This window comes from Nostocoides veronense (assembly GCF_039531185.1).
GTDB lineage: Bacteria > Actinomycetota > Actinomycetes > Actinomycetales > Dermatophilaceae > Nostocoides_A > Nostocoides_A veronense.
This window is the reverse complement of sequence record NZ_BAAAPO010000006.1, coordinates 146,642-173,239: the sequence shown is the minus strand read 5'-3', so window position 1 is coordinate 173,239 and position 26,598 is coordinate 146,642. Positions and strand designations below refer to the sequence as shown.

General features: G+C 70.4%; 29 protein-coding genes, 1 tRNA gene and 1 pseudogene. 9 read left to right on the top strand and 22 right to left on the bottom strand.

Annotated features, from left to right (window positions below):
• Nucleotides 1-60: 60 nt before the first annotated feature.
• Complete coding sequence (locus ABD225_RS01940) at nucleotides 61-669, top strand: biotin transporter BioY (protein WP_344080434.1); 609 nt, start codon at nucleotides 61-63, stop codon at nucleotides 667-669.
• Nucleotides 670-772: 103 nt separating this feature from the next.
• On the opposite strand, the gene ABD225_RS01935 is transcribed toward ABD225_RS01940, so the two are convergent.
• The 5 genes from ABD225_RS01935 to ABD225_RS01915 all read right to left on the bottom strand — a co-directional run bounded on the left by ABD225_RS01935 (nucleotide 773) and on the right by ABD225_RS01915 (nucleotide 4,337).
• Nucleotides 773-1,378 carry an energy-coupling factor transporter transmembrane component T family protein gene (locus ABD225_RS01935; protein WP_344080431.1) on the bottom strand — a complete coding sequence of 202 codons (606 nt, stop codon included), beginning with the start codon at nucleotides 1,376-1,378 and terminating at the stop codon, nucleotides 773-775.
• Nucleotides 1,375-2,061 carry an energy-coupling factor ABC transporter ATP-binding protein gene (locus tag ABD225_RS01930; RefSeq protein WP_344080428.1) on the bottom strand — a complete coding sequence of 229 codons (687 nt, stop codon included), beginning with the start codon at nucleotides 2,059-2,061 and terminating at the stop codon, nucleotides 1,375-1,377. The genes ABD225_RS01935 and ABD225_RS01930 overlap by 4 nt, the downstream gene beginning before the upstream one ends.
• Nucleotides 2,058-3,176 carry a thiolase family protein gene (locus ABD225_RS01925; RefSeq protein ID WP_344080425.1) on the bottom strand — a complete coding sequence of 373 codons (1,119 nt, stop codon included), beginning with the start codon at nucleotides 3,174-3,176 and terminating at the stop codon, nucleotides 2,058-2,060. The genes ABD225_RS01930 and ABD225_RS01925 overlap by 4 nt, the downstream gene beginning before the upstream one ends.
• Entirely contained in the window at nucleotides 3,173-4,144 is a 972-nt protein-coding gene (locus ABD225_RS01920; protein WP_344080422.1) for an acyl-CoA synthetase family protein, read from the bottom strand. Before ABD225_RS01920 ends, ABD225_RS01925 begins: the two co-directional genes overlap by 4 nt.
• A 112-nt stretch (nucleotides 4,145-4,256) precedes the next feature.
• Nucleotides 4,257-4,337: transfer RNA gene (locus ABD225_RS01915), tRNA-Tyr, on the bottom strand.
• Nucleotides 4,338-4,402: 65 nt separating this feature from the next.
• Here ABD225_RS01915 and ABD225_RS01910 point away from each other — a divergent pair.
• Nucleotides 4,403-4,897: a YajQ family cyclic di-GMP-binding protein gene (locus tag ABD225_RS01910; RefSeq protein WP_344080419.1), complete on the top strand. Its 495-nt coding sequence runs from the start codon at nucleotides 4,403-4,405 to the stop codon at nucleotides 4,895-4,897.
• A gap of 165 nt (nucleotides 4,898-5,062) precedes the next feature.
• On the opposite strand, the gene ABD225_RS01905 is transcribed toward ABD225_RS01910, so the two are convergent.
• Entirely contained in the window at nucleotides 5,063-5,704 is a 642-nt protein-coding gene (locus tag ABD225_RS01905) for a 4a-hydroxytetrahydrobiopterin dehydratase (RefSeq protein WP_344080416.1), read from the bottom strand.
• A 184-nt stretch (nucleotides 5,705-5,888) separates the two neighbouring features.
• Between ABD225_RS01905 and ABD225_RS01900 the strand changes: the two genes are divergently transcribed.
• The 4 genes from ABD225_RS01900 to ABD225_RS01885 all read left to right on the top strand — a co-directional run bounded on the left by ABD225_RS01900 (nucleotide 5,889) and on the right by ABD225_RS01885 (nucleotide 10,354).
• Nucleotides 5,889-6,689: an SDR family NAD(P)-dependent oxidoreductase gene (locus ABD225_RS01900; RefSeq protein ID WP_344080413.1), complete on the top strand. Its 801-nt coding sequence runs from the start codon at nucleotides 5,889-5,891 to the stop codon at nucleotides 6,687-6,689.
• Nucleotides 6,686-7,669, top strand: coding sequence for an NADPH:quinone oxidoreductase family protein (locus ABD225_RS01895; protein WP_344080410.1), 984 nt, complete (start codon nucleotides 6,686-6,688; stop codon nucleotides 7,667-7,669). Before ABD225_RS01900 ends, ABD225_RS01895 begins: the two co-directional genes overlap by 4 nt.
• 146 nt (nucleotides 7,670-7,815) lie before the next feature.
• The gene (locus tag ABD225_RS01890; RefSeq protein ID WP_344080407.1) at nucleotides 7,816-9,315 is read left to right on the top strand and encodes a plasmid pRiA4b ORF-3 family protein; all 1,500 of its coding nucleotides are present in this window, start codon (nucleotides 7,816-7,818) and stop codon (nucleotides 9,313-9,315) included.
• 31 nt (nucleotides 9,316-9,346) lie between these two features.
• A complete protein-coding gene (locus tag ABD225_RS01885; RefSeq protein WP_344080404.1) occupies nucleotides 9,347-10,354 on the top strand; it encodes an alpha/beta hydrolase in 1,008 nt (335 codons plus the stop codon).
• A 30-nt stretch (nucleotides 10,355-10,384) separates the two neighbouring features.
• Here the strand turns inward: ABD225_RS01885 and ABD225_RS01880 are convergent, their stop codons facing one another.
• The gene (locus ABD225_RS01880) at nucleotides 10,385-10,564 is read right to left on the bottom strand and encodes a hypothetical protein (RefSeq protein ID WP_344080401.1); all 180 of its coding nucleotides are present in this window, start codon (nucleotides 10,562-10,564) and stop codon (nucleotides 10,385-10,387) included.
• A gap of 1 nt (nucleotide 10,565) precedes the next feature.
• Between ABD225_RS01880 and ABD225_RS01875 the strand changes: the two genes are divergently transcribed.
• Genes ABD225_RS01875 through ABD225_RS01865 form a run of 3 tightly spaced genes read left to right on the top strand, consistent with a single transcriptional unit; the run spans nucleotide 10,566 to nucleotide 12,753 of the window.
• Entirely contained in the window at nucleotides 10,566-10,973 is a 408-nt protein-coding gene (locus ABD225_RS01875) for a DUF6326 family protein (RefSeq protein WP_344080398.1), read from the top strand.
• Nucleotides 10,970-12,109, top strand: coding sequence for a sensor histidine kinase (locus ABD225_RS01870; protein WP_344080395.1), 1,140 nt, complete (start codon nucleotides 10,970-10,972; stop codon nucleotides 12,107-12,109). The genes ABD225_RS01875 and ABD225_RS01870 overlap by 4 nt, the downstream gene beginning before the upstream one ends.
• On the top strand, nucleotides 12,106-12,753 hold the full coding sequence (locus ABD225_RS01865; RefSeq protein ID WP_344080392.1) for a response regulator: 648 nt from the start codon (nucleotides 12,106-12,108) through the stop codon (nucleotides 12,751-12,753). The genes ABD225_RS01870 and ABD225_RS01865 overlap by 4 nt, the downstream gene beginning before the upstream one ends.
• Nucleotides 12,754-12,811: 58 nt before the next feature.
• Here ABD225_RS01865 and ABD225_RS01860 read toward each other — a convergent pair.
• The 15 genes and pseudogenes from ABD225_RS01860 to ABD225_RS01790 all read right to left on the bottom strand — a co-directional run.
• Nucleotides 12,812-13,152: pseudogene (locus ABD225_RS01860) on the bottom strand (NAD(P)-dependent oxidoreductase); the annotation flags it as partial.
• A gap of 92 nt (nucleotides 13,153-13,244) precedes the next feature.
• Nucleotides 13,245-13,805, bottom strand: coding sequence for a dihydrofolate reductase family protein (locus tag ABD225_RS01855; protein ID WP_344080390.1), 561 nt, complete (start codon nucleotides 13,803-13,805; stop codon nucleotides 13,245-13,247).
• Between the two features lie 36 nt (nucleotides 13,806-13,841).
• Nucleotides 13,842-14,285 (bottom strand): DoxX family protein, encoded by a 444-nt coding sequence (locus tag ABD225_RS01850; RefSeq protein ID WP_344080387.1) that lies wholly within the window; start codon nucleotides 14,283-14,285, stop codon nucleotides 13,842-13,844.
• On the bottom strand, nucleotides 14,285-14,758 hold the full coding sequence (locus ABD225_RS01845) for a DUF427 domain-containing protein (RefSeq protein ID WP_344080384.1): 474 nt from the start codon (nucleotides 14,756-14,758) through the stop codon (nucleotides 14,285-14,287). Before ABD225_RS01845 ends, ABD225_RS01850 begins: the two co-directional genes overlap by 1 nt.
• A gap of 39 nt (nucleotides 14,759-14,797) precedes the next feature.
• The gene (locus ABD225_RS01840) at nucleotides 14,798-14,932 is read right to left on the bottom strand and encodes a hypothetical protein (protein WP_344080381.1); all 135 of its coding nucleotides are present in this window, start codon (nucleotides 14,930-14,932) and stop codon (nucleotides 14,798-14,800) included.
• Between the two features lie 61 nt (nucleotides 14,933-14,993).
• Complete coding sequence (gene pepN, locus ABD225_RS01835) at nucleotides 14,994-17,459, bottom strand: aminopeptidase N (protein ID WP_344080378.1); 2,466 nt, start codon at nucleotides 17,457-17,459, stop codon at nucleotides 14,994-14,996.
• A gap of 85 nt (nucleotides 17,460-17,544) precedes the next feature.
• On the bottom strand, nucleotides 17,545-18,411 hold the full coding sequence (gene htpX, locus ABD225_RS01830) for a zinc metalloprotease HtpX (RefSeq protein ID WP_344080375.1): 867 nt from the start codon (nucleotides 18,409-18,411) through the stop codon (nucleotides 17,545-17,547).
• Between the two features lie 74 nt (nucleotides 18,412-18,485).
• On the bottom strand, nucleotides 18,486-20,000 hold the full coding sequence (locus tag ABD225_RS01825) for an NADH-quinone oxidoreductase subunit N (RefSeq protein WP_344080372.1): 1,515 nt from the start codon (nucleotides 19,998-20,000) through the stop codon (nucleotides 18,486-18,488).
• Nucleotides 19,997-21,574: a complex I subunit 4 family protein gene (locus tag ABD225_RS01820; RefSeq protein ID WP_344080369.1), complete on the bottom strand. Its 1,578-nt coding sequence runs from the start codon at nucleotides 21,572-21,574 to the stop codon at nucleotides 19,997-19,999. The genes ABD225_RS01825 and ABD225_RS01820 overlap by 4 nt, the downstream gene beginning before the upstream one ends.
• Nucleotides 21,565-23,472: an NADH-quinone oxidoreductase subunit 5 family protein gene (locus tag ABD225_RS01815; protein WP_344080366.1), complete on the bottom strand. Its 1,908-nt coding sequence runs from the start codon at nucleotides 23,470-23,472 to the stop codon at nucleotides 21,565-21,567. The genes ABD225_RS01820 and ABD225_RS01815 overlap by 10 nt, the downstream gene beginning before the upstream one ends.
• A complete protein-coding gene (nuoK, locus tag ABD225_RS01810) occupies nucleotides 23,469-23,795 on the bottom strand; it encodes an NADH-quinone oxidoreductase subunit NuoK (protein ID WP_344080363.1) in 327 nt (108 codons plus the stop codon). Before nuoK ends, ABD225_RS01815 begins: the two co-directional genes overlap by 4 nt.
• The gene (locus ABD225_RS01805) at nucleotides 23,792-24,310 is read right to left on the bottom strand and encodes an NADH-quinone oxidoreductase subunit J family protein (protein ID WP_344080360.1); all 519 of its coding nucleotides are present in this window, start codon (nucleotides 24,308-24,310) and stop codon (nucleotides 23,792-23,794) included. The genes nuoK and ABD225_RS01805 overlap by 4 nt, the downstream gene beginning before the upstream one ends.
• Nucleotides 24,307-24,951: a 4Fe-4S binding protein gene (locus tag ABD225_RS01800; protein ID WP_344080357.1), complete on the bottom strand. Its 645-nt coding sequence runs from the start codon at nucleotides 24,949-24,951 to the stop codon at nucleotides 24,307-24,309. The genes ABD225_RS01805 and ABD225_RS01800 overlap by 4 nt, the downstream gene beginning before the upstream one ends.
• Nucleotides 24,952-24,960: 9 nt before the next feature.
• Complete coding sequence (locus tag ABD225_RS01795; RefSeq protein WP_344080355.1) at nucleotides 24,961-25,911, bottom strand: complex I subunit 1/NuoH family protein; 951 nt, start codon at nucleotides 25,909-25,911, stop codon at nucleotides 24,961-24,963.
• Nucleotides 25,908-26,417, bottom strand: coding sequence for an NADH-quinone oxidoreductase subunit C (locus tag ABD225_RS01790; protein WP_344080352.1), 510 nt, complete (start codon nucleotides 26,415-26,417; stop codon nucleotides 25,908-25,910). The genes ABD225_RS01795 and ABD225_RS01790 overlap by 4 nt, the downstream gene beginning before the upstream one ends.
• Between the last annotated feature and the right edge of the window lie 181 nt (nucleotides 26,418-26,598).

Sequence of the window (26,598 nt, the reverse complement as noted above, 5' to 3'; positions counted from 1 at the left end):
CGACCGCCCGCGGCTGGGCTCACGACCACCATTCCGCCCCGGTTGAGTAGGGTGCCAGCCATGGCTCGCCCGCGCTCCAGCGCCCAGGACCTCGCCCTCATCGCCACCTTCGCGGGATTCATCGCGGCGCTCGGGCTGGTTCCGGCGTTCTCTCCTTTCGGTTTTCCCGTGCCCGTCACGATCCAATCGCTCGGCATCATGCTGACCGGCGCGATCCTCGGGGCGCGGCGGGGCGCGTCGGCGGTCCTGCTCTTCCTGGCCCTCGTCGCCCTCGGGCTTCCGCTGCTGTCGGGCGGACGCGGAGGGCTGGGCGTCTTCGCCGGACCCAGCGCCGGCTACCTCATCGGCTTTCCCATCGCGGCGGCGGTCGTCGGCTGGCTGATCCATCGCCGGGGCGCGCCATACTCGCCGGTCTGGGGATTCTTCGCAATGGTGGTCGGGGGCATCGCCGTCCTGTACTCCATCGGCATCCCCGTCACAGCCTGGCGCGCCGACCTCAGCCTGTGGGCGGCCGTCACGGGCAGCTCGCTATTCGTCGTCGGCGACCTCGTCAAGGCACTGATCGCCGCCAGCGTGGCCGGCGCCGTCTTCCGCGCCCGCCCCGACCTCTTGCCCGTCCGGCGGCCGATCACCGATCGCCGCGCAGCCACCGCAGACGCCGTCCGCTAGGACACCCCACGAAGTTCTCCGCTCGTCCCTCGCTCCGATACTTCGCGGGGACCCCGTCCACGACTTTTGCAACACGGCCTAGGCACCTCGGACTCGCCAGCGCCTAAGACTCCCCGGCGCCCCGAGCGACCAGCGCCTCGCCGACGCGGTCGGCCTGCCGCAAGGCACGCAGCACCACGGGCACGAGGTATGCGGATGGCCCACCCGCGCCGCCCCGCGCTCGCCGCGCGTCGCGAACCTCCGCGGCGACCGTCACCATCACGGGAACCGCCCGAATCCCTAGTGCAACAAGCAAACCCACGCGCTCCGGATCAACCCCGAGCCTCCGCAACGGGTTCACGCCCCGAACCACGACATCCGTCAGATCAACCACGCGAGTCGTCAGCGTCACCAGCGCGGCGAGCAAGATCAGCGCCACAAACATGCCCACGACGGCGACCGCCCTCGCCCCGCCATTGACGATCACATGAAAGGCCAGCAGCGGCACACCGAACCACGCGATCGGGCGCGCCTGGACCAGCAGGACTCGCCACGGGATCCGCGCCACGGCATACAAGATGAGGACGAGCGCGCAGGCCGCGAGGGCGGCATACGGACCCGTGACGAAGAGCGAGCCGATAGCGGCCGCAACCAACAGGAGCAGTTTCGCGCTCGCGGGCATCCGGTGCAGCGGCGAGTTCCCGGGGACATAGAGGCCGAGGGTGGTCACCGGACGAGCCCGACATAGTGGGCGACAGCGGCTTGCGGGGCGCCGTCGTAAACGACGCGACCGGCATCGAAAACCAAGACCCGATCGAAGTCCTCGATGAGTCCGAAGTGGTGTGTCACCAAGACGACCTGCTGCGGCAGTTGCGCGATAAGCCGTTGCACCCGTTGGGTATTCGCCAGGTCGAGCAAGGTCGCGGGCTCGTCCAGCACCAGCACGGACGGCTCGATGATGAGCACCGAGGCCAGCGCGAGCAATTGCTTCTGCCCGCCGGAGAGGAGGCTCGCGGGGTGGTCGCGATAGCCGAGCAGGTCGTATGCCGCGAGCGCCGCCTCCACCTTCACCGTCACCTCGTCGCGGCTCAGGCCACGCCCTCGCAGTCCGAAAGCCAGGTCTTCGGCGACCGTCGGCATCAGGATTTGCGCGTCCGGATCGGTGAAGCAGAACCCGACTCGGCGACGCACGGCCTTGCCGTCGCGATCGGTGTCCAGCCCATCGACGGTGACCCGGCCAGCGGTGGGTTTGATGAGTCCGTTGATCATGCGGACGAAGGTCGATTTGCCCGAACCATTCGCGCCGATGACACCGATGCGCTGCTCGCTCAGGCTTAGGCTCACGTCCCGGAGCGCCGCGAGATGCGTTGTGCCAAGCCGGAATTCGTGACTCACCTGGTCGAAGACGATCATCCGACAACCTCGACGACGAGGGCGGTGCCCTGCCCGCCGCCGGCCGCGATGGCGGCGAGTCCGACGCGACCCCGACCCTGCCGCACCAGCTGCGTGAACAGCCGCGTCACCAGCACCGCGCCGCTAGCTCCCCATGGATGGCCGAGGGCGAGGGCGCCGCCGGATCGGCATACGCGCTCCGGGTCCAGGGCGAGCGCATCGCAACACCCAAGGACCTGCCCGGCGAAGGCTTCGTTGAACTCGATGACGTCGACATCGTCCAGGGTCAGTCCAGCTCTCCCCAGTGCCACTCGCACGGCCGGGACGATCCCGAGTCCCGGTCGGGTTGGATCCACGCCGGCCGAGGCCGCGGCAAGAACGCGGAGGCCCGGCAGGCCGGATGTTTCCGGAACGACGGCTACAACGGCAGCACCGTCACTAATTGGGCACGAATTGCCCACTGTGACGGTGCCATTGGGGCGAAAGATCGGCCCGAATCGACCCAGCTTGTCCGGCGAAAGTCCCGCGCGCGGCCGGTCGTCGGCGAGGAGTTCGGGCAGCGGGACGAGCTCGGCGGCATACTCCCCGCTCGCCGCGGCAGCGACCGCCAAGGCGTGCGAGCGCGCGGCATAGGCGTCCTGCCGCTCCCTGCTGACACCGGCGTCCTCGGCGAGGAGATCGGCGGCCAGGCCCATGTCGACGTCGAGGGGCGGCGGGGCGAATGGTGCCCGCTCGTAGCGGACTGGCCCAGCGCCATCGGCTGGCGGCCAGCAGCGCCACGGCGCCGTCGAGGCGCTTTCCGTGCCTCCGGCCAACACGGGCCAGTGATCATCGGCGACGAGACGCGCCGCGAGTTCGATCGCGCTCAGGCCGCTCGCGCATTGCCGGTCGATCGTCAATGCGCCTGTCTCCCAAGGAAGCCCGGCCTGCAGCGCCGCGACTCGGGCGACATTGCCACCCGGGCCCATGCAGTTGCCAAGGACGATCTCGGCCGGCGGGCGGGGCACGAGGGCGGTGAGGTCACGGCATACGGCCTGCAGCGCGGCGGCACCCAGATCGGCGGCGGAGTATGCCGCGAGCGCCCGCCCGGCCGTCGCGATCGGGGTGCGCCGAGCGGCGACGATCACGGCGCTCACAGGTCAGCCCGTTCGAGGGCAGCGCGATCGAGTTTGCCCGCCGCTGTCAGCGGCAGGGAGTCGACGACCCGCCAGCGCCGCGGCCGGTGGCTCACGGGCAGGTGGGCTCGGGCATGGCGCTCCATGGGCTCACGGTTCGCGCGGTCGGTGAGGGTGACGGTGACGACCTGCCCAAGCGTCGCGTGCGCAGTGGCATGAACCGCGAAATCCCTTGTGGCGCAACCACTTAGCGCACGCTCAACATCGGCAACCAGTACCGTCGCTGCGGCTGTGATGATGGCATCCGGCCGGCCGAGGACCTCGATCCGGCCGTCGGTGACCGTCCCCAGATCACCCACGCTGGCCCAGCCGTCGCCGTCGCGCCGCAGCGGGCCGGGCTCGCCGAAATAGCCGTCGCAGAGGTATGCCGATCGCGCCCACAGCACCGATCCGGCCTCCTCGGGCCGGGCCTCGACCTCCACTCCAGGAAAGGCATGCAGCCCGTCCGCGCCGACCCACGCGACGAAGCTCAGCTCGGCGGCGCCGTAATAGTGCTGCACGTCGAGGCCGGCTTCAGCCGCTCGCGACGCCAGGCCCGTGGGGAGGGCCGCCCCGGCCACAACAACGACGGTCCCTCGGGAGAGCTTGCTCAGGGCACGGTCGAAGTGCGCCGGGGTGAGGCAGGCGTGGCTCGCCTCCTTCGGCGAACCAACAACGCGGACCCCCGTCTCGGCGGCATGCACCAGCGCAAAGAGGTTCATCGTCGCGCGCGCAGGCCCGGGCACCCACAGCCGGGCGCCCGGCTCCAAACGCGCCAAGGCGGTGTAGTCCGTGAACGAGTCCCACCACGACGCGGTCGAGCGGCGCACCTCCCGGGCCGGCCCGGTCGTGGCGGAAGTGGCGAGGGCCAGGTCGAGGCCGGCCGATCGGGCATACCGACAGGCAGCCACGGGATCCGTGGCCTCGTGCGGTCGCACGAGTCCGGCCATCGGGCCGCCCTCCTCACCGGGCCGGGTGGCCCGCCGCCCATTCTCGCCGGTCCCGGCCGGGAACGACCGAGGGCCCCGGTCGGCATACGCCGTGGGGCCCTCGGTGCACGGGTGGCAGGTGAAGGATTCGAACCTTCGTAGCTTTCGCGACGGATTTACAGTCCGCTTCCATTGGCCGCTCGGACAACCTGCCTGGTGCGCATGGAAGGATAGCAAGCCAGTGCGCCCATCCCCAATTCGACCCCCAGGAGGTATGCCGTGGCCGACGCGAGCATGGACATCGTCAGCAAATTCGACAAGCAGGAAGTCGCCAATGCCGTGAACACGGCGGCGAAGGAGATCGCGAATCGCTACGACTTCAAGGGCGTTGGGGCGTCCGTGGAGTTGGTCGGCGAGGTCATCAAGATGCAGGCCAACTCCGAGGATCGTTGCAATGCCGTCCTCGATGTCGTGCAGACCTGGCTGATCAAGCGCGGCGTGTCGCTGAAGCACCTCGATGTGCCCGAGGCGGGGCCGCGGCTGTCGGGCAAGGAGTACAAGCTCGATGTGCCGCTGAAAGAGGGCATCAGCCAGGAGAACGCGAAGAAGATCAACAAGCTCCTGCGCGACGAGGGCCCCAAGACGGTCAAGACCCAGGTTCAGGGCGACGCCATCCGCGCCACGAGCAAGTCCCGCGACGACCTGCAGGCGGTCCAGCGGCTGCTGAAGGAGTCCGACCTCGACATCGCGGTGTCCTTCACGAACTACCGCTGACTCCGGCCGCCCGCGCTGGCGCCAAGCGGAGCGGGCTTTGTGAACGCGAGCGGGGTTGTCGTGGAGCGGAGCGGGCTTTGTGAGTGGGAGCGGTGCTATATCCCCGCTCCCACTCACAAGGCCCGCTCCGCTCGCTTCTGTTGATCTCGAGAATCACGCCATACGTCACTCGCGGGCTTGCCAGGTGCAGATGCAGGCCTCATTGCCCTCGGGGTCGGCGAGGATCCAGAAGGACGGCGCCTGGTCGGCGCTGACGAGCGTGCCGCCGGCGGCCAGGGCTGCGGCGACGCGGGCGTCGGCTTCATCGTGCGCCACGGTGACATCGAGGTGGATGCGGTTGCGCCGATCGTGCCGTGGGGCATCCATCTGCTGGAACCAGATGGACGGACCCGAGGTGGCGGGGTCGGTGACCTCATCGCCCTCACCCGGCCAGCCAAGCACGGCCGCCCAGAACGGGCGCACCGCCTCGATGTCGAGCGCGTCGATGGCGATCTCGACGACCGTCACGTCGGGATGGCTCGGAGTCAGGCCGCGCTCGGCCAGAAGGTCGTCGATCTGGCGGGCCAGGGCGATATCGCGGTCCGTGATCCCGCCCGCATCGTGGCTGGACAGGGCGATGTGGACGCTGCCATAGCGCAGGTCGATGTCCGGGTGGTGATCCGCAGCCTCAGCCGCGGCCCCGATGGCGTCGACCAGGTCGAGGCCGGTCGCGAAGTTGCCCGTCGGCACGTGCAGGTGGAGCCGCTGCAGGGCGAGGCGCCAGCCCGGCGCGGCGTCGGAGGCGATCTGGCGGGCGAGTTTCGTCATACCTCCATCCTGGGGGCAGCGACGGGGCGGTGGGCGGTTGGCGGGTGCTTGCTTCGGAGAAGGCTGCGCTTGACCCCCGCTCTGAAGCCGGGTGAAGCGCACGGTTTCGGCATCCGGAGAGAAAGGTGTGACCAGAGTGACAGCGGCGGCGGGCGGGGGGAGGACGTCGCATAGATTTGCTCGTATGCCGTCCGCTCCCCCGCCCTCGTCGCTGCGTGTCGTCGTGACCGGAGCGGCCGGTGGGATCGGGGCGGCCATCGCCGGCCGGCTCGCCCAGGAGGGCGCCCAGGTCCTGATCACCGATGTCGACGCGGCCCGTCTCGAGCAGACGGCGCAGCGGCTCGGCGTCGAGTCGGTCGCCGCGGACATCGCCACCGTGGAGGGCGTGGCCGCCGGGATCGATGCGGCGACCGAGCGCTTCGGCGGGATCGATGCCTACTTCGCCAACGCCGGCATCGTCGGCGGCGAGGGGCTCGCGACGTCGGATGAGCAGTGGGCCACGACCTACGCGATCAACGTCCAGGCCCACGTGCGCGCGGCCCGCTTGCTGATGCCCGGGTGGGCCGAGCGGGGGCATGGGCGTTTCGTCGTCACAGCGAGCGCGGCCGGGCTGCTGTCGATGCTGGACGCCGCGCCATACTCCGTCACCAAGCATGCTGCGGTCGCGTTCGCGGAGTGGCTGGCAATCACCTACGGCGGCAAGGGAATCACCGTTCAGGCGATCTGCCCCGAGGGCGTGCGGACTGCGATGCTCGAGCAGGCCGGGCACCTTGCCCAATTGCTCGAAGCCCACGGCGCGCGCACTCCTGACGAGGTGGCCGACCTGGTGTGGACGGCCCTGCACGACCACCGTTTCCTGATCCTGCCGCACCCCGAGGTCGGCGACTATTACCGCGCTCGCGCCACCGACACCGACTCCTGGTTGGCGGGTATGCAGCGCCTCCAGTCCCGTTTCGAACACCTGAAGGAGAGCCCCACCGCATGAAGGCTTGGCAGATCCACGAGGCCGGCGAGGCCGCTGACGTCTATCGACTGACGGAGGTCGAATCGCCCACGCCGGGGCGCGGCCAGGTGCGGGTGCGGGTGCTCGGAGGGGCCGTCAACTATCCGGACGTGATGATGGCTCGTGGGCAGTACCAGGTGCAGCCGCCCTATCCCTATACGCCCGGTGTGGAGTTGTGCGGCGAGGTGCTCGAGGTTGGTGCGGAGGTGACGCGGTTCGCCATCGGTGACCGTCTCGTCGGAACCGCCGAGTTGCCCGCTGGCGCCTTCGCGCAGGAAGCCTTGATGAACTCCGGGCTCGCCCAGCTGGCACCCGAGGCGCTGGACGATGCGGAGGCGGCGGCACTGCATATCGCCTATCAGACGGGGTGGTTCGGACTGCACCGCCGGGCGAACCTGCAGCGCGGTGAGACCTTGCTCGTGCATGCCGCCGCCGGTGGGGTCGGGAGCGCGGCCGTCCAACTCGGCAAGGCGGCCGGGGCCACCGTGATCGGCGTGGTCGGTGGCGCCGAGAAGGTCGCTGTCGCAACGCAACTCGGCTGCGATGTGGTGCTGGACCGGACCACGGATGACCTCATCCCGGCGATCAAGGCCGCAACCAACGGCCGCGGCGTCAATGTCGTCTATGACCCCGTCGGCGGGTCGGCCTATGACGTGAGCGCCCGCACGATTGCCTTCGAGGGACGGATCGTTGTCGTCGGTTTCGCCGGTGGCACGGTGCCGGCGCCAGCGCTCAACCATGCGCTGATCAAGAACTATTCGATCGTCGGGCTGCACTGGGGTCTCTACAACGCCCATTCCCCCGCCGCGGTCGCGGAGGCCGCCGTGGCCCTCAACGGTCTGGTCGCCGATGGCGTGATCCGGCCGCTGATCAGTGCCCGCGTCCCGCTCGACCAAGCTCCTGCAGCCGTCACCGCCGTGGGTGAGGGGCGCACGACGGGGCGAGTGGTCGTCATACCCTGACGCGCAGTGATTGCGCCTGCACCCGTCTGGTGTTGACCCCGTTTGACGGACATCCTGACTGGCCCGCTTCGGCTGGCGGGAGAGGATGCCCTTAGCCGAGCGAGCTCCCGCCCCGCTCAGGACGCGCGGCCGCCGGCATCGCGATCGTGCTCGCCGCCCAGCTCATGCTGGTCCTCGACGCGACGGTCGTGAACGTCGCATTGCCCAGCATCGCCACGGACCTCAGCTTCGGCCCGGCAGCGCTCTCGTGGGTCCTCAACAAGGTGGCGCTTGATGAGGCCAAGCCGCCCATCTGGCGACGGCTCTCGCTTCGTGGCGACCTGACCCTGGAGCAGACCCACGACTACCTGCAAGCTGCGATGGGGTGGAACGACAGTCACCTCCACCACTTCGAGCCGGGCCCTCGCAAGCAGCGGTGGACCGGCAAGCACTTCGTCACGGCCTTCGACCTCGAGGAGGGCGAGGAGGGGACCCCGGAAGCCGACGTGCGCCTCGACCAGGTGCTGCGCGCCACGGGCGACCGCCTCTTCTACACCTACGACTTCGGCGACGACTGGGCGCACACCATCACCGTCGAGACGATGCGGCCCGCCACCGATGAAGACCCAGATGCGTTGTGCCACAGGGCGGTTCGCGCCTGCCCTCCGGAGGACGTCGGCGGCATCCGCACCTGGAACGAGCTCGCCGCCCTCCTTCGCGCCAACCCGGACCCTCAAGCGCTCACCGGCGAACACCGGATGTATGCCGACTGGCTGGCTCCCGATGTCGACCCGGAGGCCGTCGAGGTCGACGACATCAACCTCGCCCTCGCTCTCGTCGGCGCCGACCCGGCGACCCCGCTCGCCAGCCTCGGGACCGACGGCGACGACCCGTTCGCTGGCATGCACCCGGCCTACGTCGCTGTCGTCGACAAGGCCCCGCCGGATCTGGTCGTCGACCTCGCCGCCCTCATGGCCGCCGCGATGGTGGAGGTGGATCCGCCCAGCGAGGCCGATCTCGCTGCGCTGCTCCGTCCGTGGGTCGTCCTGCTCGACCAGGCCCAACCCGACGGCATCCGGCTGACCAAAGCCGGCTGGATGGAGCCCCAAGCGTGCCGACGGCTGTGGACCGAGGGGGGTCTGGACTGGGGCTTCGGTCAGGGCAACCGCGAGCAGCACACTCCCGAGATCACCGTGGTCCGACGCGCTGCCGACGAGGCGGGCCTGCTGCGCACCCGCAACGGCCGCCTCCTGCTGACGAAGAAGGGCCAGGCCGCGGCGGGGGACATCCGTGCCCTCGCGGCGGCCATGGCCGCCGGACTGCTCCACGTGCGCGGCGACGCGGCCGCCGACGAGCGCGTCCTCACCCTGCTGCTCCTCGCCGCTGAGGTCGAACCCGAGCCCCGCGGTGAGCCCGGCTGGGGCTACGGAGCGCGTGAGGCGTTCCTCGATGAGGTCGCCTCCCTCCTCACCCGCCTCGGCTGGCGCATCGAGTTGGGTCCCATCCGGCGCGACCACCCGGGCGAGGCCCGTGACGTCCTCACCGTCCTCACCCTCGCCGACCGTGGCGACGGCGCCGACGGCGCTCCGGGCATCTCCTTCGTCCGTATGCCGAGTGCCGCCGCCCGCCATCTGGCGCGCCTGGCGCTGCTCCCGACCTTCCCCTGAGCATCGGCTCGTCACCCTCCAAGGAGCTCACATGACCGCGAGCTTCCGCCGCGCCCTCGCCCTCGGGGCGGTCGGCCTCGCCGGCACCCAGATGGTCGCCCTCGCGCGCCAGCACCGGCAAGTCCGTCGAGCCGCGCCCGACCTGCGCGTGCCCGCGGCCTACCTGTCCCTCAACCCCCGCCCGGCCATGCTCACCGTCCTGCGCAAAGCCATGCCCCTGCTGCGCGCTCCCGCCACGACCGACGCGATCCCCGTCGCCATCCCGACCGCCACCGGCTCTCTCAGCGCCTTCCGCTACGAGCCCACCTCAGGCGTCCCGCGGGGTGCGCTGCTCTGGATCCACGGCGGTGGCCGCGTCATGGGCGCACCCATGCAGGATCACGCCCTCGCCCAGCAGCTCGCCGATGCCGCCTCGGTCACCATCCTCAGCACGGCATACCGGCTGGCTCCGGAGCATCCCTTCCCCGCCGCTCTCAACGACTGCGCGGCCGCCCTCACCTGGCTGCGCGAGCACTGCACCGCCGCCGGAGTGCCGACGAGGATCGCCGTCGGTGGCGCCAGTGCCGGTGGGGGACTTGCTGCAGAGCTCGCCCAGTGGGCGCTCGACCACGACGTGCCCGTCGACTTCCAGCTGCTGCTCTATCCCATGCTCGACGACCGCACCCTCGACCATGGCCCGGGCGACCGTGGCCACCTGATCTGGACGCCCGAGGCGAACCGACTCGCCTGGACGGCATACCTCGGTCACCCCGCGGGAGAGCGCGAGGACCGCCCGTATGCCGTGGCCGCCCGCCGCGCGGACCTCACCGGGCTGCCCCCGGCGTGGATCGGGGTCGGCGACCTCGACCTCTTCTACGAGGAGGACCTTGCGTATGCCGACCGGTTGCGGGCGGCGGGCGTGAGCGTCGAGGTCCATGTCGAGCCGAGCCTGTTCCACGGCGCCGACGCACTGCCCGGCACCGAGGGAGCGGCGGGCGTCCGCAGCCTGCGTGGCAGCATGCTCGCCGCTCTCACGGCCGCCTTCGACCCGAAGGCCTGATGGGCCGGATCCCACCGCATCGAACGCCCGTCAATCGCGCTCCTCCTTTTGGCCGTCGAGGACCGGCCTCTGGGCGGATGAATCGGTCGCGGCGCCGGGGGCATCGTGGTGGACCAGCCCCATCCACCCCTCGAAGGACTCCCCGATGACCTCGCAGACCACCACCGTCCACGCGCCCGGCACCACCGCTGGCCCCGGGAGTACCGTCACGGTGCCCCGACAGCTTCAGCTCGCGGCCGCCTGGACCAGCTTCATGTGCCTCTACATCTACGTCGACGTCCTCGGGCTCTACAAGCCGGGCGCCGTCGCAGGAATCCTCGAGGGCACGGTGCACACGTTCGAGATCACGCAGACCTTCTTCGCCGGCGCGCTCGCGGCCTCCGCGGTGCCGATCATGATGATCCTGCTCTCGACGACCCTCGCTCCGCGAGCCAACCGGTGGACCAACGTGATCGTGGCCACCCTGCTGATCCCGTGGATGGCCTTCAACCTCAGCGGCGGCGAGTGGCTCCTCTACTACGGTCTCGGCTTTGCGCTCGAACTCGTGATCCTGCTCTGGATCGTGCGCACCTCCTGGCGCTGGCGAGTGACTTCCGCAGTCCCTAGCCTGAAGCGGTGAGATCCCGCTGGCGCCAGGTCTGGCGTGAGCCGCGGCCCGTCGGTGCCCCGCCAACGGGCCGCTCGGATTGGTTGCTCGTCGGAGCCTTCGAGGCCGCCGCGGTGCTCGAGGTGCTCGTGCGCCCGGCCGCCCCGGGTCAGCCGTGGGTCACCCTGTTGGCCATGGCCGTCGTCCCCGCACTGCTGTGGCGTCGCAGCCACCCGCTCGCCACCTCCCTCGTCGGATTCGGTGCAGCCGGTGTCCTTGCCGCGATCCAACTGGTCACTGGCACAGCCGAACTCGGCTCGTCGGCGATGATGTTCATCTTGGTCCTCCTCTACTCCTTGGCCCGCTGGGGATCGGGGCGCGAGATCGTCATCGGTATGCCGTGGGTCGCGGCCGTCGTGGCGCTCGGGATGTATGCCGCGGACGCCGGCCCGGCGGACCTCATCGGTGGCACCCTGTTGCTCCTGCTCATCGCGACGGCCGCCGCCGTCGTCCGCTCCCGCGCAGACCTCTGGCAGCGACAACGCGAAGAGATCAGGACCCAGGAGCGACTCGCACTCGCCCGCGAGCTGCACGACACCGTCGCCCATCACGTCTCGGCGATCGCAGTGCAGGCCCAAGCCGGCACTGTGGTGGCTGGATCCCAACCCGACCAGGTGGCGCCGCTGCTGGCGATGATCGAGGACGAGGCCAAGCGCACGCTCGCGGAGATGCGGGCCATGGTCAGAGTGCTCCGAGAGGACGACGACGAGGCCTATGCGCCGCTTCCTGGAGTTCGCGACCTCGTCACGCTGTCGCGTTCCGGTCCTCCTCCCCCGGTTGAGGTCTCACTGACCGGTGACGTCTCTGACCTGCCCGGCCCGGTGGACACGGCCCTCTATCGGATGGCGCAGGAGGCGCTGACCAATTGCCTTCGCCACGCGCGCGTCCCGACCCTGGTGACGATCGCGGTGACGCGAACGGCAGACCAGGTCCGCCTGCGCGTCACCGATGACGGGCAGGCTCAACCAGGCGCCTCGGTCAAGCCAGGCTTCGGCCTGACAGGCATGGCCGAGCGCGCCCACCTTCTCGGCGGGACCTTCACCGCAGGTCCAGCACTCATCGGCGGCTGGGTCGTCGAAGCCGTTCTCCCTGTGGAGGTTTCGCCATGACCATCACCGTCGTCGTGGCCGACGACCAGGACCTTGTGCGCACCGGACTGGTGATGATCCTCGGGGCCCAAGCGGGAATCGAGGTCATCGGGGAGGCCGCGGACGGCATACAGGCGGTGGAGGTGGCCACCCGGCTGCGGCCCGATGTCCTGCTCGTCGACATCCGGATGCCCGGCCTCGACGGCGTCGAGGTCACCCGGCGACTGGCCGGCCCCGGCGTGGCCGATCCGATGGCGGTGGTCGTGATCACCACCTTCGATCTCGACGAGTACGTCCTGGGCGCCCTGCGCGCGGGCGCTCGAGGCTTCCTGCTCAAGGACGCCGGCCCCGACCTGCTCGTCCAAGCTGTGCACGCGGCCGCCAAAGGTGACGCCCTCATCGCACCGAACGTGACGCGCCGACTCCTGGCGACCCTTGTCGAGCACTCACCTCGGCCCGTCGCCCAACCTCTCGATCCCCTGACCGAGCGCGAGGAGGAGCTCCTGGTCCTCCTCGCCCGAGGCCGCACCAACGCCGAGATCGCGGCGGACCTCTTCATCGGGCTGACCACGGTCAAGAGCCACATCGCCTCGATCATGGCCAAGCTGGGCGTCCGCAATCGCGTCGAGATCGCGCTCTGGGCGCATCAGTCAGGGCGGATCTGAGTGCTCATGTACCGCTCGGTGCGTGGCAGCACTGAGTGCGGGTCAGCGCCGCCCGGCCCTACTGGACCTCGTCGCGCCAGGAGTGCTGCGGGTCGTAGCCCAGCAGCTGCCGCGCCTTGTCGATGGACAGCAGCGTCGTGTGCTCGCCGATCTCGCCGCGCACCTCGACGTCGGGGAAGACCTCCGCGAGCAGCTCGGCATTCGGCCGAGTCATCACGGTGTCGGGCGAGGCGATGATGAACCGTACGGCGGCGGGGTGTCGAAGGGCAACCCCAGCACCGTCTCGCTGGAGGCAATGACGATGCGCGTGATGCCCTGCCGGATCGCGGCGTGGAGGACGTTGAACGTCACGGTCATGTTGTTGCGGAAGGTCGCCGCGTCCGGCGCCAGGCCCGGAGCCTCCGGTGACTGCAATGCGCATGCCCCGATTGTGCCCGGGCTCGTCTGTCGCGCCAGGACGAGCCCTCCATCGGTATGCCGTGTGCTCGTCCTTACCCGGCAGCGGGCACGTAGTGGAGGGCCATCGCTCCTGAGCGGAACTGGCGCTGGTCCACCGGGTCGAGGCTGACTCGGTCGCGCAGCCCGGACAGCAGGGTGGGCCCGTGGCCGGCGAGGACGGGATGCACGACGAAGACGTAGTCGTCGATCAGTCCCCAGTCGGCCAGTGCCAGAGGCAGCCTCACGCCACCGAGCAGCAGGTGTCCAGCACCGGCCGCCTTGAGGCCGGCCACCGACTGACGCAGGTCGCCGGTCACCAGCTCGGCCCGCCAGTCCGGAGCCGTGAGGGTGCTCGACACGACGTGCTTCGGCGTGGCGTCGATGACCTCGGCGAAGCGAATCTCCCTCTCGCCCATCCACTCGGGCCACTCGCCGGTGGCCGGCCGGCGCCACGCGGACTCCATCAGCTCATAGGTCCGCCGGCCGTAGAGCAGCGCCCTCGCCGAGGCCACCTCGTCGGTCCAGAAGGCCATCGACTCCTCGTCCGGTGGCAGTCCGGCCTCGTGGTGGACGCACCCGTCGATGGTCACGTTGATCGCATAGCGCAGGCGCATGGCGCACCCCTCCTCTGGTCGTCGGGTCCAGCGTCGCTACGGTCGATGCTCGCGCGTGGCACGCCAGCTCCGCCAGGCGCCGGTGCACCAGAGCGCCCACGCGATGAGCACCGGCTGGAAGAAGAGCCGGATGAAGCGCGCCCGATCGGTGTCCAGGCCGAAGGCATCCCGGCCTTCGAGCCACTGCCACAGGTTGCCGGGGAACACCGCGACGAAGAAGCCGGCGACGACCCATCCGATGAGCGGTCCGCGCCAGAGCCAGAGGGCCAGCCCGAGCGCGATCTCGACCACGCCCGACACGACGACGACGAGGTCGGTGTCGAGGGGCATCCATGGCGGCACCTGGGCCCGGAACTCCTGGCGCGCCAACGTCAGGTGCGCGACACCGGCGAAGACCAGGAAGGCGCCCAGGAGGAGGCGCGCAATGCGTCGCGGCCAGGCGCCGGGCTCGCGTTCGGCGGTCCTCCGCCCCGTGGGCATCACCATCCGAGGGTCCCCGGTGCACCCTTGAAGGGGCCGGTCACGCGGGATGTGATCCACCCTCCGTAGAAGTCGCCCGGCTGCGCGGTCACCCGCTCGCCGTCGACCGTGCACTCGTCCATCCGCCCCGGATAGAGCGAGACCCGATCGCGGAGCGCCTCGTAGCCCGCGGCCGGTGCGGCATACCACCACGCCGCCCGAGGGGCGGTGACCGCTCCCGCGACGACATCGGCATACGACGCCTTCCCCTTGAACTCACACCAGGACGAGCCGGTGACCGGCACCAGAACGCCTGTCGCAAAGGCGGATCGCGGCAGATAGAGCGTCGGCGGGTGGCTGGTCTCGAGCACCTCGACGACGTCGTCGGTCTCGACGACGACCTGGCCCCCGAGCACCACGCGCACCTCGCGGCTCACGCGCCGGACCGCTGGCGGTCTCGGGTAGTCCCACACCGACTCGGTGGCCTCGCTCATGGGTCAGAGCATGCCGTATGCCGGCTCCCCTCGTAAGCCTCAGTCGCGCATCCCGGGCCCGAGGTCGTAGCCGCGGAAGAGGACGGCGTGGTCAGCACCTGCGGCCCGGCCGCCCTGGGCCAGGATCTCCGGAATGAACTCGGACCTTGACCACGACAAATGGCTAAAAGTCATTGAGAACTGCCCACAAGACCCCTGACCTGCCGCGCTGGCACTGACGTCATCAGGCGGGTCGTCAGCCGAAGGTGGCGCGGGAGGCGAGGGCCTCGCAGAGTTTGGCCTGGGCATCGATGATCGCGCGGCGGACGGCGGGAGTCAGGTCGCGGCGGGCGAGGGCGGCGCGGCTGGCCGCGAGGGTCTGCTCGCTCACCATGGGCAGGGGGTATGCCAGCGCGGCCACCGTCCCGAGGGCGTCCTCGCCGACCCGGTCGGCCAAGGGCGGGATGTCGGTGAAGTAGCGCTCGACATACGGCGCAAGCACCTCGGGGGCGCCGCTGGTCCAGAAGGCTCCGGCGAGGGCGTTCAGCTCGTAGTTGCTGCGTGCACGATCTTGCGTGAGCGCGGCCCAGGCCCAGGCCTTCGCCTCGGCCGTCGGACGCAGCGCCAGGGCTGCGAGAGCGGCCTGCTGACCGGCGAGGGATTCGTCGCGCTGCCGATAGGTCTCGATCTCCTCCTCCCCCAGCCAGCCGCGGCGGGCGAGGGCGCGCACGACGAACCAGCGGAAGTCGGAGTCCGTGGCCAGTTCCGCGGGCAGGTCATCGCCCTCGAGCCAGGTGCGCAGCAGCGCCTCGTCCGCGCAGGTCTGCACCAGGAGCCGCGCGCCGATCAGCCGATGTCCGGGGGCGGTGGCCCCGTCATACAGCCGGCGGGCCGCGGCGGCCACCCGCCCTTCGGCGTCCGGCTGCTCGGCAGGCGGCAGGAAGATCGGGATGAGTCGCGAAACCATATGCGCGCCAACGCGGTTGAGCACCGAGTCACTGGTCTCGCGCTCCCACGCCGTGTCGAAGGTCGCGAGCAGGTGCCGAGGGTCGATGCGCGCCTCGTGCATACCGTCGATGAGGGCCAGCCAAAGCACCGCGCGCGCCTGCCCGTCGGGGACCGTCGCAAGCCCGGCCGGCAGATTGGCGAGCGTTTCCGGGTCGAGGCCGCTCACGGCCCAGGTGAGGTCGGCGGCATTCGGGACGACGATCTCGGCGCGAGGCGCATCAACCAATTCGGGCCACTTGCGGGTCGGCCGGTCGATCGTGCCGGTGACTCGGAAAACCTCCTGCGCGCCGGTGAAACCCGCGACATCAAAGGTATGCGGACGGCTCACCTTCTCCGCCCCCGGCGGCAGCATCCGGGTCACCCGGCCGGTGTCCTGGTGCACATGGAGCGCGTCAATGCCGGCGGTCTCCAGCCAGACGGCGCTCCACTGCGCGAGATCCACACCGGACGACTCCTCCATCGCCCGCAGGAAGTCAGCGAGGTCAGCATTGCCGAAGCTGTTGCGCTGCAAGTGTTTCCGCACGCCGGCCAGGAAGGCGTCATCGCCGATGTGCACGATGAGCTGACGCAGCACGGCGCTGCCCTTGGCATAGGAGATGCCGTCGAAATTGTTCAACGCCGCCTGCGCATCGAGCGCCGGCACGCCAGCGACCGGATGGGTTGAGGGCGAGCGCTCCGCCGAGTGTCCCCAGAGCCGGCGCGCCATCGTCGAGTCGACCCAGGCGTCGGCAAAAGACGTCGCCGCGACCATTGCCCGGTGCGCGAGATATTCGGCGAAGGACTCGTTGAGCCACAGGTCGTCCCACCAGGTCATCGTCACGAGATCGCCGAACCACATATGGGCCATCTCGTGGGCGATGGTGTTGGTGCGGGTCAGCACCTCATCGCGGGTCGCCGCACCGCGATAGAGATAGGTGTCGCGGATCGTGACACAGCCCGGATTCTCCATCGCCCCCGCGTTGAACTCCGGGCAGAAGACCATGTGATAGTCCCCGAAGGGATAACGGATCCCGAAGAGATGGTGGTAGTAGTCGAGGAAGGCGGCCGTGTCTCCCAGGAGCGAATCTGCTTGCCGCTCAAGGGCATCCGCCAGGGAAGCGCGCGCATGCATCCCGAGACGGATGCCATCGTGCTCGCGCTCCACGCTGACCCAGGGGCCGGCGCAGATCGTCACGAAATAGGTCGCGAGCGGCGGCGTGGGTGCGAGCACCCAGCGGCCGTCGGCCCCGCGCGTCGCGGCACCATTGCCCACCACGCGCCAGGTATGCGGAGCGCGCACGGTCACCTCATAGGGCGCCTTGAGGTCCGGCTGGTCGAAACACGCGAAGACGGTCGGCGCGGCGTCGAGGAAGAGGTGGCCATAGACATAGACCTGCTCATCCGCCGGATCGACGCTGCGGTGCAGGCCGGAGCCGTCGCGGCTGTAGGCCATCGTCGCCTCGACGAGCAGCACATTGCGCTCGGCCAGATCCTCCAGCGGCAGCCGGCCATCGGCAATGGAGTCCGGGTTGAGCGAGCGTCCGTTCAGCTCGATCCGCTCGACCGAGACGGCGCGCAGGGCGACGAAGCTCGCCTGCGCGAGCGCCTCGAAGTGGATCTCGGTGCGCGAGCCGAAGTGCTGCTCCCCGTGGTCCAAGTCAAGATCCACGACCATCCGGGTCACCCGGATGGCGGCGGCGCGGTCGGCTGCTTCGGTGCGGGTCAGACTGGGCATCGGGCCCATCCTGCCTGGCCGGGGCCGCCCGCAGGGGTGGAAGCGGGCGACGATCCGGCGGGCATCGGGCTGAAGGCGTTCAGGCTCAGGCGCGCCGCTGCATACCCGAGGCCATCGCCTCGAGGCGAGCGATCCGCTCGCCCATCGGCGGGTGAGTGGCGAAGAAGCGCGAGACGTCCTGGGCGCGGAAGGGGTTGGCGATCATCATGTGCGAAGCGTTGACGACCTGCGGCGTGGGCGCCAGTGGCGCCCGGCGCGTGCCGGTCTCCAGCTTGCTCAGCGCGGAGGCGAGGGCCAGCGGGTCGCCGGTGAGCTTGGCGCCGTCCTCGTCCGCGTCATACTCCCGGGTCCGGGAGATCGCCATCTGGATGATCATCGCGGCGAAGGGGGCGAGCAGCGCCATCCCGAGCATCGCGAGCGGGTTGGGGCGATCCTCATCCGAGCCGCCCCCGAAGAACATCGCCATCTGGGCGACAGAGGTGATGACGCCGGCGATCGCCGCGGCGACCGAGCCGGTCAAGATGTCGCGGTTGTAGACGTGCATCAGCTCGTGGCCGAGGACGCCGCGCAACTCGCGCTCGTCGAGCAGTTGGACGATGCCCTCGGTGACGCAGACGGCCGCGTGATTGGGGTTGCGGCCGGTCGCGAAGGCGTTGGGGGCGGCGGTCGGCGAGACATAGAGCGCGGGCATCGGCTTGCCCGCGGCGCTCGAGAGTTCGCGAACGATCCGGTAATAGGCCGGTGCCTGAGCTTCACTGACGGGGTAGGCGCGCATCGCGCGGATCGCGAGCTTGTCGGAGTTCCAGTACGAATAGAAGGTCGTCGCCAGACCGATGAGCGCGAACAGCCAGATGTAGCGGCCGCTGCTGATGAGCGAACCCATCCCGAGCAGCAGCACCCAGATGAGGCCGAAGAGTCCAGCGGTCTTCAGACCGTTGAAGTGGTTGTGCATGTCTCGTCCAACGCCGCCTTAAGGTCGTTTCGTTCCCGGTCCCGACCGTACCGCGAGGAGGGGCGCCGTCGCAGTCAGCGCGCCAGGCCGAGGGCGAGGCCGGGGACGAGCGAGAGGAGCACGAGGGCGGCGGCGAGCAGCAGCAGGGCGATGCGCAGGCCGGGGTCGAGCCGTGGGGCAGGCGCGGACTCGGCGGTGTCCCCGGGCGTGATCGAGGGGGCGGGGCGCACGGCATACAGCAGCCACCGCAGGTAAACCGCGATGCCGAGGACGATATTGGCGACGAGGACCGCGACGAGCCACCACTGGCCGGTCGCCACGACTGGCGCGATGGCGACGATCTTGGCGACGACGCCGAGCACGGCCGGCGGGAGGCCGGCGAGGGTGAGCAGGCCGAGCCCGAGCACGATCGCGAGCAGCGGGCTGCGCCGCGCGAGCCCGAGGTATGCCGTGAGCGAGCGTTCCCCGGCTCCCTCGGCGCGCGGGTGGACGGCGGCGGTCACGGCGAAGACGGCGAGCGAGCCGACGACATACACGAGCAGGTAGGCGACCGACGCGCTGACCGCGGTCGGGGTGAGCATGGCGAGCGGCGCGAGCACCCAGCCGGCTTGCCCGATCGTCGACCACGCGAGGAGGCGGACCGGATCGTCCATGCGCAAGGCGAGCAGATTGCCGAGCGTCATCGACGCGGCGGCGAGCACCCCGATGACGAGGCGGATGGAGTCGCCGTCATCGCTACCCGCCGCCGTCACCGACACGAGTGGGCCGAGGATGACGATCGCCGCCCCCACGGCCGCGGCCTTCGAGACGGTCGCGAGATAGGCCGCGATCGGTTCGTCCGCGACGACAAACGCCTGCGGGGTCCAGGTGTGGAAAGGCACCGCGGACAGCTTGAAGCCGAGGCCGGCCAGGAGGAACAGGATCGCCAGGAGAAGCACGCGATGCCGCTCCGGATAGTCGAATGCCACCCGCAGGGTGTCGGTGGAGAAGCTGACATCGCCCGTCGCCAGCACCCACAGCCCGATGCCGACGCAGAGCAGGGCGAAGGAGGTCAGCGACACCATAAGCAGCGACAACGCACCGCCCTCGGCCCCGCGGCCGCGGCTGAGCGCGACCAGCGCGACGGCCGGCAAGGTCGCCAACTCGATGGCGACCAGCCAGGTGGGCAAGTCGCGGGCGGCGACGACCATCGCGGCGCCGGTCGTCGCGGCGAGGACGAGGGCGACGGTGACGGCGGGGCCACCGCGCTGTATACGGTCCAGGTGCCGGGTGCCGGGGCCGAGCATGAGCAGCACGAGCAGGCTGCCGGCGAGCGCGATGAGCTGCAGTGTCAGACCGGTCGGGCCGGTCTCATAGAAGCAGCGGCCATCTGGGCCGGGCAGACACAGAGTGCGGGTCGCGGTGGCGGTGGTGACGGCATATGGCAGCCCGCCGAGGCCGGCCCCAAGCGCGGCGAGACCGATCGGCAGGTGCAGTCCGCGGGCCCGAGGCGCCAGGGCATCGACGATCAGGACCAGCAGCGCACCGAGGGCCGGCGCGAGCACGGGAGCCAGCACCCGCCAGTCGATCGAGATCAGGCTGGTCGTCATCGAAGGACACCCCCGAAGGGCGTGGGGCCGGAGAAGATCAGATAGGGCATCAGGCCAAGCACGATGATCGCGATCGCGAGCACCGCCATGACGAGCGCCTCCACCGGCGTGACGTCACCGGCCCGGTCCCGCGACGCCGCGTCGCCCATCCAGATCAGCTTGGCGACGCGCAGGCTGTATGCCGCCGCGAGCACCGCCCCGAGCGCTGCCGCGACGGCCAGGCCGCGCATCACCATGGCATTCGGGGGCCCGGCAGTCAGCGCGATCTGGATGCCATCAATCTGGAATAGCCCGTCCAGGGGGCTGTAGGCGAACCAGCCGACCCGCTCGGCGTCCTGCAGCCACACGATGGGTGCCGCAGCGCCGCTGCCTTGCGGATTCCACGCGGACGCGATCGCGAGGAACTCCCCCCAGAAACCGGCCAGTCCGGGCAGGCCGAGACTGCCGGCGAGACCGACCATCAGCGCCAGGCCTAGGCCGGGCCAGGATTCGCGCAGGGCCGGTCGCACGACGCCGAGGTCGACGCTGCCCCACCGGTCTTTCAGTGCGCCCACGACGAAGAAGAGCAGGGCCGAGATGACCCCGTGGGCGACATTGGCGATTAGCGCGGCCTGCAACCCGAGGCCGGATCCGGTGCCGAGCGCGAGGGCGACGAAGCCCATGTGGGCCACCGACGAATAAGCGATGAGCCGTTTCAGGTCCCGCTCGACCAGGCAGATCAGCCCGCCCCAGAGGATGCCGACCACGCCGAGTGTGGCGAGCAGCGGCCCCAGGCGCGCAAAGCCGTCCGGGGTGAGCGCCAACGGCAGGCGGATCAGACCATAGGTGCCCATCTTCAGCAGCACCGCCGCGAGCAAGACCGAACCGGCCGTGGGCGCGATCGTGTGCGCCGGCGGCAGCCAGGAGTGGAACGGGAAGACCGGCACCTTGACCACCAGCCCGATGACCAGCAACAACGCAATAGACAACTGGGTGTCCGAGGTCAGGCCGGCCGCGAGGACCTGGCGCATGTCGGAGGTGCCGGCCTGCCCGACCAGAGCCAGGATCCCGGTGAGCATGATGCTCGAGCCGAGGGCGGTGTAGAGCACGAACCGGATCGCCGCCTCGCGACGCAGGACCGGGTCGTGGTCGTCGCCGAACCGGTGGATCAGCACCCACATCGGGATCAGCACGATCTCGAAGGCGATGAAGAAGACGATCAGGTCCCGCGTCCAGAAAGTCGCCAGGGCGCCGAGTTCGACGAGGAGCAGCAGGCCGTAGTAGAGCCCCGCCGACCCACCGGCCGGCCGGTGCCGCAGACCGTGCAGCACGACGAGGACGGTGATGCTCGCGGTCAGCAGTGCCAGCGGCGAACTGATCTGGTCGGTCGCGAAGTTCGCGCCGATTCCCCAATCCGTCACCCACGAACGCTCGATGCGCGCGCCGGAGGCCGCCGCGGCAATCGCGGCGACCAGCGCGCCGGCGGCCGCCGCGAGCGCGAGAAAACCGGCTGCCCCGGCGTTGATCCGGCGCGAGCCGATGATGAGCAACGAGCCGACAACGGCCGGCAGCACCATCGCGATGATCAGCCCCACAGCGCCACCCCCGCGACCGCGAGCAGTCCGAGCACGACCCACACGAGGTCGGTCGAGACGCGCTCCTTGGCGTGGCTCCAGTCGGCGCCGCGACCGGTGAGGGAGGCGACCCAGCCGGGGGCACGGACATAGGTCTCGACGACCTCGCGGTCGACGAAGGCGGCCAGCCGTGCGAGCGCCAGCACCGGCACCGCGACCACCTTGAGGTATGCGGCGCCGAATCCGTTGCTCGCCAGCGTCATCAGCCGGGCCGGTGGCCGACTGTCGTCGGGCCGCAGATACCACCCGACGACGACGCCGGTGCCGATCAGCAGGACGCTGAGCGCAAGCAGGCCGACGCTGACGTGGCCAGGATCGAGCGGACCGAGAAGGAAGACCAGCCCGCCCGCCAAGGTGGCCGCCGCCAGCGCGGCCAGGGTGAGCTTGACCAGGGGTCCGGCATCGCGGTGACCAGGCGCCTGCGGCGCCGACGGTCGCGCCGCCGAGCCCGCCCGCCGGCCCGCGACGATCTCGTACGCGCGGGTGGCATAGGCCGCCGTCATCGCCACCGTCACCAGCAGGGCGACGGTGACGATGCCCTGCCGCAGGCCCGGTCCGTCACCTCCGATCCACGCGGCGACATCGATGACATGCTCTTTGGAGATGCCGCCGACGGTGAGCGGCACGCCGGCGAGGGAGATCAGGCCGAGACCCCAGACGGCCTTGGCGAAGGTCGAGTCGGCGCCGATGCCGTCGAGATCGCGGGCGGCGGTGGACCCGGCGAGCACGGCCAGCCAGCCGACCGTGAGGAAGAGCAGCGCCTTGAAGATGGCGTGCGAGAACAGGTGCCCGGCCGCTGCTGCCGAGCCGTCATCGACGGTGGCGGCCACCGCGAGGGGGCTGAGCATGACGGCCACCTGGCTGATCGTCGACCACGCGAGGATCCGCTTGACGTCGGTCTGGAAGAAGGCGGTGAAGGCGGCATAGATCATCGTCGCGGCGGTCGCCACGGCCAGGACCCACAAGGCCACCGGGGCCTCGAAGAGCACCGGGTGCAGCGCGGTCAAGACCCAGGTGCCGGCGGCGACCATGGTTGCCGCGTGGATGAGGGCAGAGGCCGGTGTCGGGCCCTCCATCGCGTCGATCAGCCAGTCCTGGAAGGGAATCTGGGCGGACTTGCCGAGGACACCGATGACGAGCGCCGTCATCGCGAGATTGATGAGCGCGGTGTTCGGGCCCAGGCATGACCCGGTGTCCGGGCACGCCCCGGCCACGCTGGAGGTGACGCGCGAGAGATCGCTCGATGCACCCAAGACCTGCTCGAGATCGCTGGAGCCGGCCAGCGCGATGAGGGCGACGATGCCGATGACGAAGGCGGCGTCGGCGAGCCGGGTGACGAGGAAGGCCTTGTATGCCGCCCGCCGGGCCGACCCCTTGCGGCTCCAGTGCCCGATGAGCAGATAGGAGCACCAGCCCATGACCTCCCACCCGATGAGGGTGAGGATCAGGTCGCGGGAGACCACGAGCAGCAGCATCGCCGCGGCGAAGAGGCTGACGGTGGCGGCGAAGGCCGGTTGGCGGTCGTCGTCGTGGAGATACCAGCCCGCGAAGACCTGCACGGCGAGCACGACGAGCAGCACGGTGGCCGCGATCGTCACGACGACCGGGCCGGTCGCGATCCGCGCCGGGAAGAGGGTGAGTTCGTCGGATAGGCGCGGGTCGGAGGTGCGCAGCACCGGCAGGGCGTATGCGCCGTGCGCTCCCCAGAGCGCTGCCACCCCCAGCCCCGCCGCGGCCAGGGCCACGACCTGGGCCAGGCCGGAGGCGACCCGCCGGCTCGCCAAACCAGCAGCCAGGACCGCAGGAGCGCCGGCTGCGAGGACGAGGAGGGCGAGCGCGAGGAGGTGGGGGGCGGTCATACGTGCCCCTCGGGGTGCGCCGGCGCCGCGCTGGTGACGGAGATGTCGATGCTGTCGCGCCGGCGGAAGACGGCCACGATGACGGCGAGCGCCAGGACGACCTCGGCCGCGGCGATCGTGATGACGAAGAGCGTGAGGATATTGCCGCCATGCCACCGGTCCCCGCCGACGGCGCCCGCGGTGATCAGCAGCAGCCCAGCCCCGGCCAGCATCAGCTCGATGCCGATGAGCACGAGCACGGCGTTCCGGCGGGCGAGCACACCATAGGTGCCGATCCCGATGAGGGCGGCGGCGACGGCATACGGCAGGGCCAGGTGGATCACGAGGGGCCTCCGGTCTGGCCGCCCGCGAGCCGGGAGACGCTGAAGGCGCCGATCAGCGCGATGAGCAGCAGCAGCGAGATGGCCTCGAAGGGCCAGACCCAGGTGCCGAAGAGATCGCCCGCCAGCGCCGAGGAATCCACCGGCGTCCGCGCGACCGCCTCACGGCCGGCCAGCGGCAGCAGCACCGCGAGGAGCAGTGCCGAGACGCCCGCGCCGAGGACGGCCGCGAGGGCGCGGTGCAGCCGGGAGGTCGAATGCTCGGCGCTCGGGCCGATGGGGGCACGGGTGAGCATGAGCGCGAAGATGACGAGGACGACAACCGCCCCGACATACACCAGCACCTGCACGAGCGCGACGAGCTCGGCACCCAGGACGAGATAACAGCCGGCCAGACCACCGAGGCTGAGCACCAGCCAGAGGGCGGAATGGACGAGTTGGCGCGTGGTGACCGCCAGCAGGGCCGCCGCGATCGTCACCGCGCCGGTGGCGAGGAAGGCGATATCGAGGCTGGTCACGACCCCTCGTCCCCCGCGGGCGGTGGCGCGGGGCGGGGCGCCCGCTCGGGTCGCGCGTCCCTTGCAACCAGGCCGGGCGTCGCGGGACGGGCAGCCCCGGCAGCCCCGCCACCGACGACACGCGGACCGCGCGCGGGAGCCCGCTGAGACGCGACCTCCGGCACCTCGGCGGCGCCGGGATCGGGCGCCGGCGGCACGGGCACGCTCTCGACCCAGGACTCCAGCCGGTCCTTCTCGTGCAGCAGGTCGCGGATGTCCAGCTCGGCATACTCGAACTGCGGGGACCAGAAGAGCGCATCGAAGGGGCACACCTCGACGCAGATGCCGCAGTACATGCACAGCGAATAGTCGATCGCGAAGCGGTCCAGCACATTGCGCTGCCGGTCGCGGCCACCGGGCGTCGTCGCCGGGACCGTCTCCTTGTGCGCGTCGATATAGATGCACCAGTCGGGGCACTCGCGTGCGCAGAGCATGCACGAGGTGCAGTTCTCGGCGAGCAGGGCGATGACCCCGCGCGTGCGGGCAGGCAGCTCGGGGCGGTGGTGGGGGTATTCCTCGACCTGGGTATGCCGTGTCAGGGTGCGCGCCGTCGTGGCCAGACCCTTGACCAGGCCCGGCACGATGCCCTTGCGCTCGCTCATCCCGCCACCTTAGAGAACCACTCCGACAGCGGTGATCGCCAACTGCAGCAGCGCGATCGGGATCAGCCACAGCCAGGCCAGCCGCTGCAATTGGTCCTCGCGCAGCCGCGGCCAGGAGACCCGCAGCCAGATCAGGATCAAGGCGATGAGGAAGCCCTTGCCGAAGGTCCACGCCCAGCCCAGCCAGTCGTCCAGCGGGCCGCGCCAGCCGCCGAGGAAGAGCACCGCGAAGAGCAGGGAGAAGAGCACGATCCCGGCATACTCACTGAGCAGGAAGAGCGCGAAGCGCAGGCCGGTGTATTCGGTGTAGGGCCCGAAGACGATCTCGCTGTCGGCGATCGGCATATCGAAGGGCGGGCGCTGCAGTTCCGCGACGGCTGCGGTGAGGAAGACGAAGGCGCCCGGCAATTGCCACAACAGCCACCACGGGCTCCACGCCTCGACGATGCCGCCGAGCGAGAGGGTGCCCGCGGCGAGCGCGACGGAGGCGACGGCGAGGATCATGGGCAGTTCATAGGCCAGCAATTGGGCGGCACTGCGCAGGGCACCGATGAGGGCGTACTTGTTCGCGCTGGCCCAGCCGGCCATCAAGGTGCCGAGGACCCCGATGCTGGTGGCCGCCATGACGAAGACCAGGCTCGCGGGCGCCTCCACCGCGGCATAACCCGGGTGCAGTGGGATCGCCGCCAGCGCGAGCAGATAGGGCACCATCGCGAGCATTGGGGCGAGCCGGAAGACCTGCTTGTCGGCGGCCGCGGGGACCAGATCCTCCTTCTGGACGAACTTGACCCCATCGGCGACCAGCTGCGCCCAGCCGTGGTAGGCCCCGGCATACATCGGGCCCAGCCGGCCCTGCATGTGCGCCATCACCTTGTGCTCGGTCTGCCCGACGAGCAGGGGCAGCACGAGCAGCATCGCCAGCGAGGACGCGGCGCGCAGGATGAGTTCGAGGGCGCTCATCGCGGCCCCCACTCCGGCGGCGGGACACCGGGCGGCTGCATCTTTCGGCGGCCGGGCCCGCCCGTATGCGGTTGGCCCGGCTCCTTCGCGCCCGGCCAGTCCTTGGCCACCCGGGCCGCGAGATAGAAGTCCTTGCGCAGCGGGTGGCCCTCGAAGCCGTCGGGCAGCAGCAGCGGGCGCAGGCCGAGGCCGGTGCCGTCGTCGAAGCCGCTGATCGCGAGGCCGAACATCTCGTGCGTCTCACGTTCGTGCCAAGCGGCGCCGGCGAAGATGCCGGTGAGACTGGGCAGTTCGCCGCCCTCGGGGACGCGGGTGGTGAGCAGCAGGCCGCGCAGGGCGCGGGGGGCCACGGCATACAGGTGGAGCGTGACCTCGAAGGCCGGCGGCTCATCGGCCGTGCGATCGACGGCGCTGAGCCAGTCGAAGAAGTCGAAGCCTTCGTCGCGGGCAGCCTGGGCCGCCGCGGCCCACTCGGCCACGGGCACCTCGCGCCGCTCGTCGGTCACCCGCCCACCCTAGTCACGGGTGCCCGGCCGCGCCCGATCCCACACCGGCACACACGCGCTGGGCCTGATCTCGGACAGATCCGCCGCCGTGTCATCCGAAACGAGGGCTGTCGCCGGGGGCTCCCCCAGGTTTAGTCTCTTGCGGAGACGGTCCGCCGGGGCCGCGGAGGAGGCCCCGACA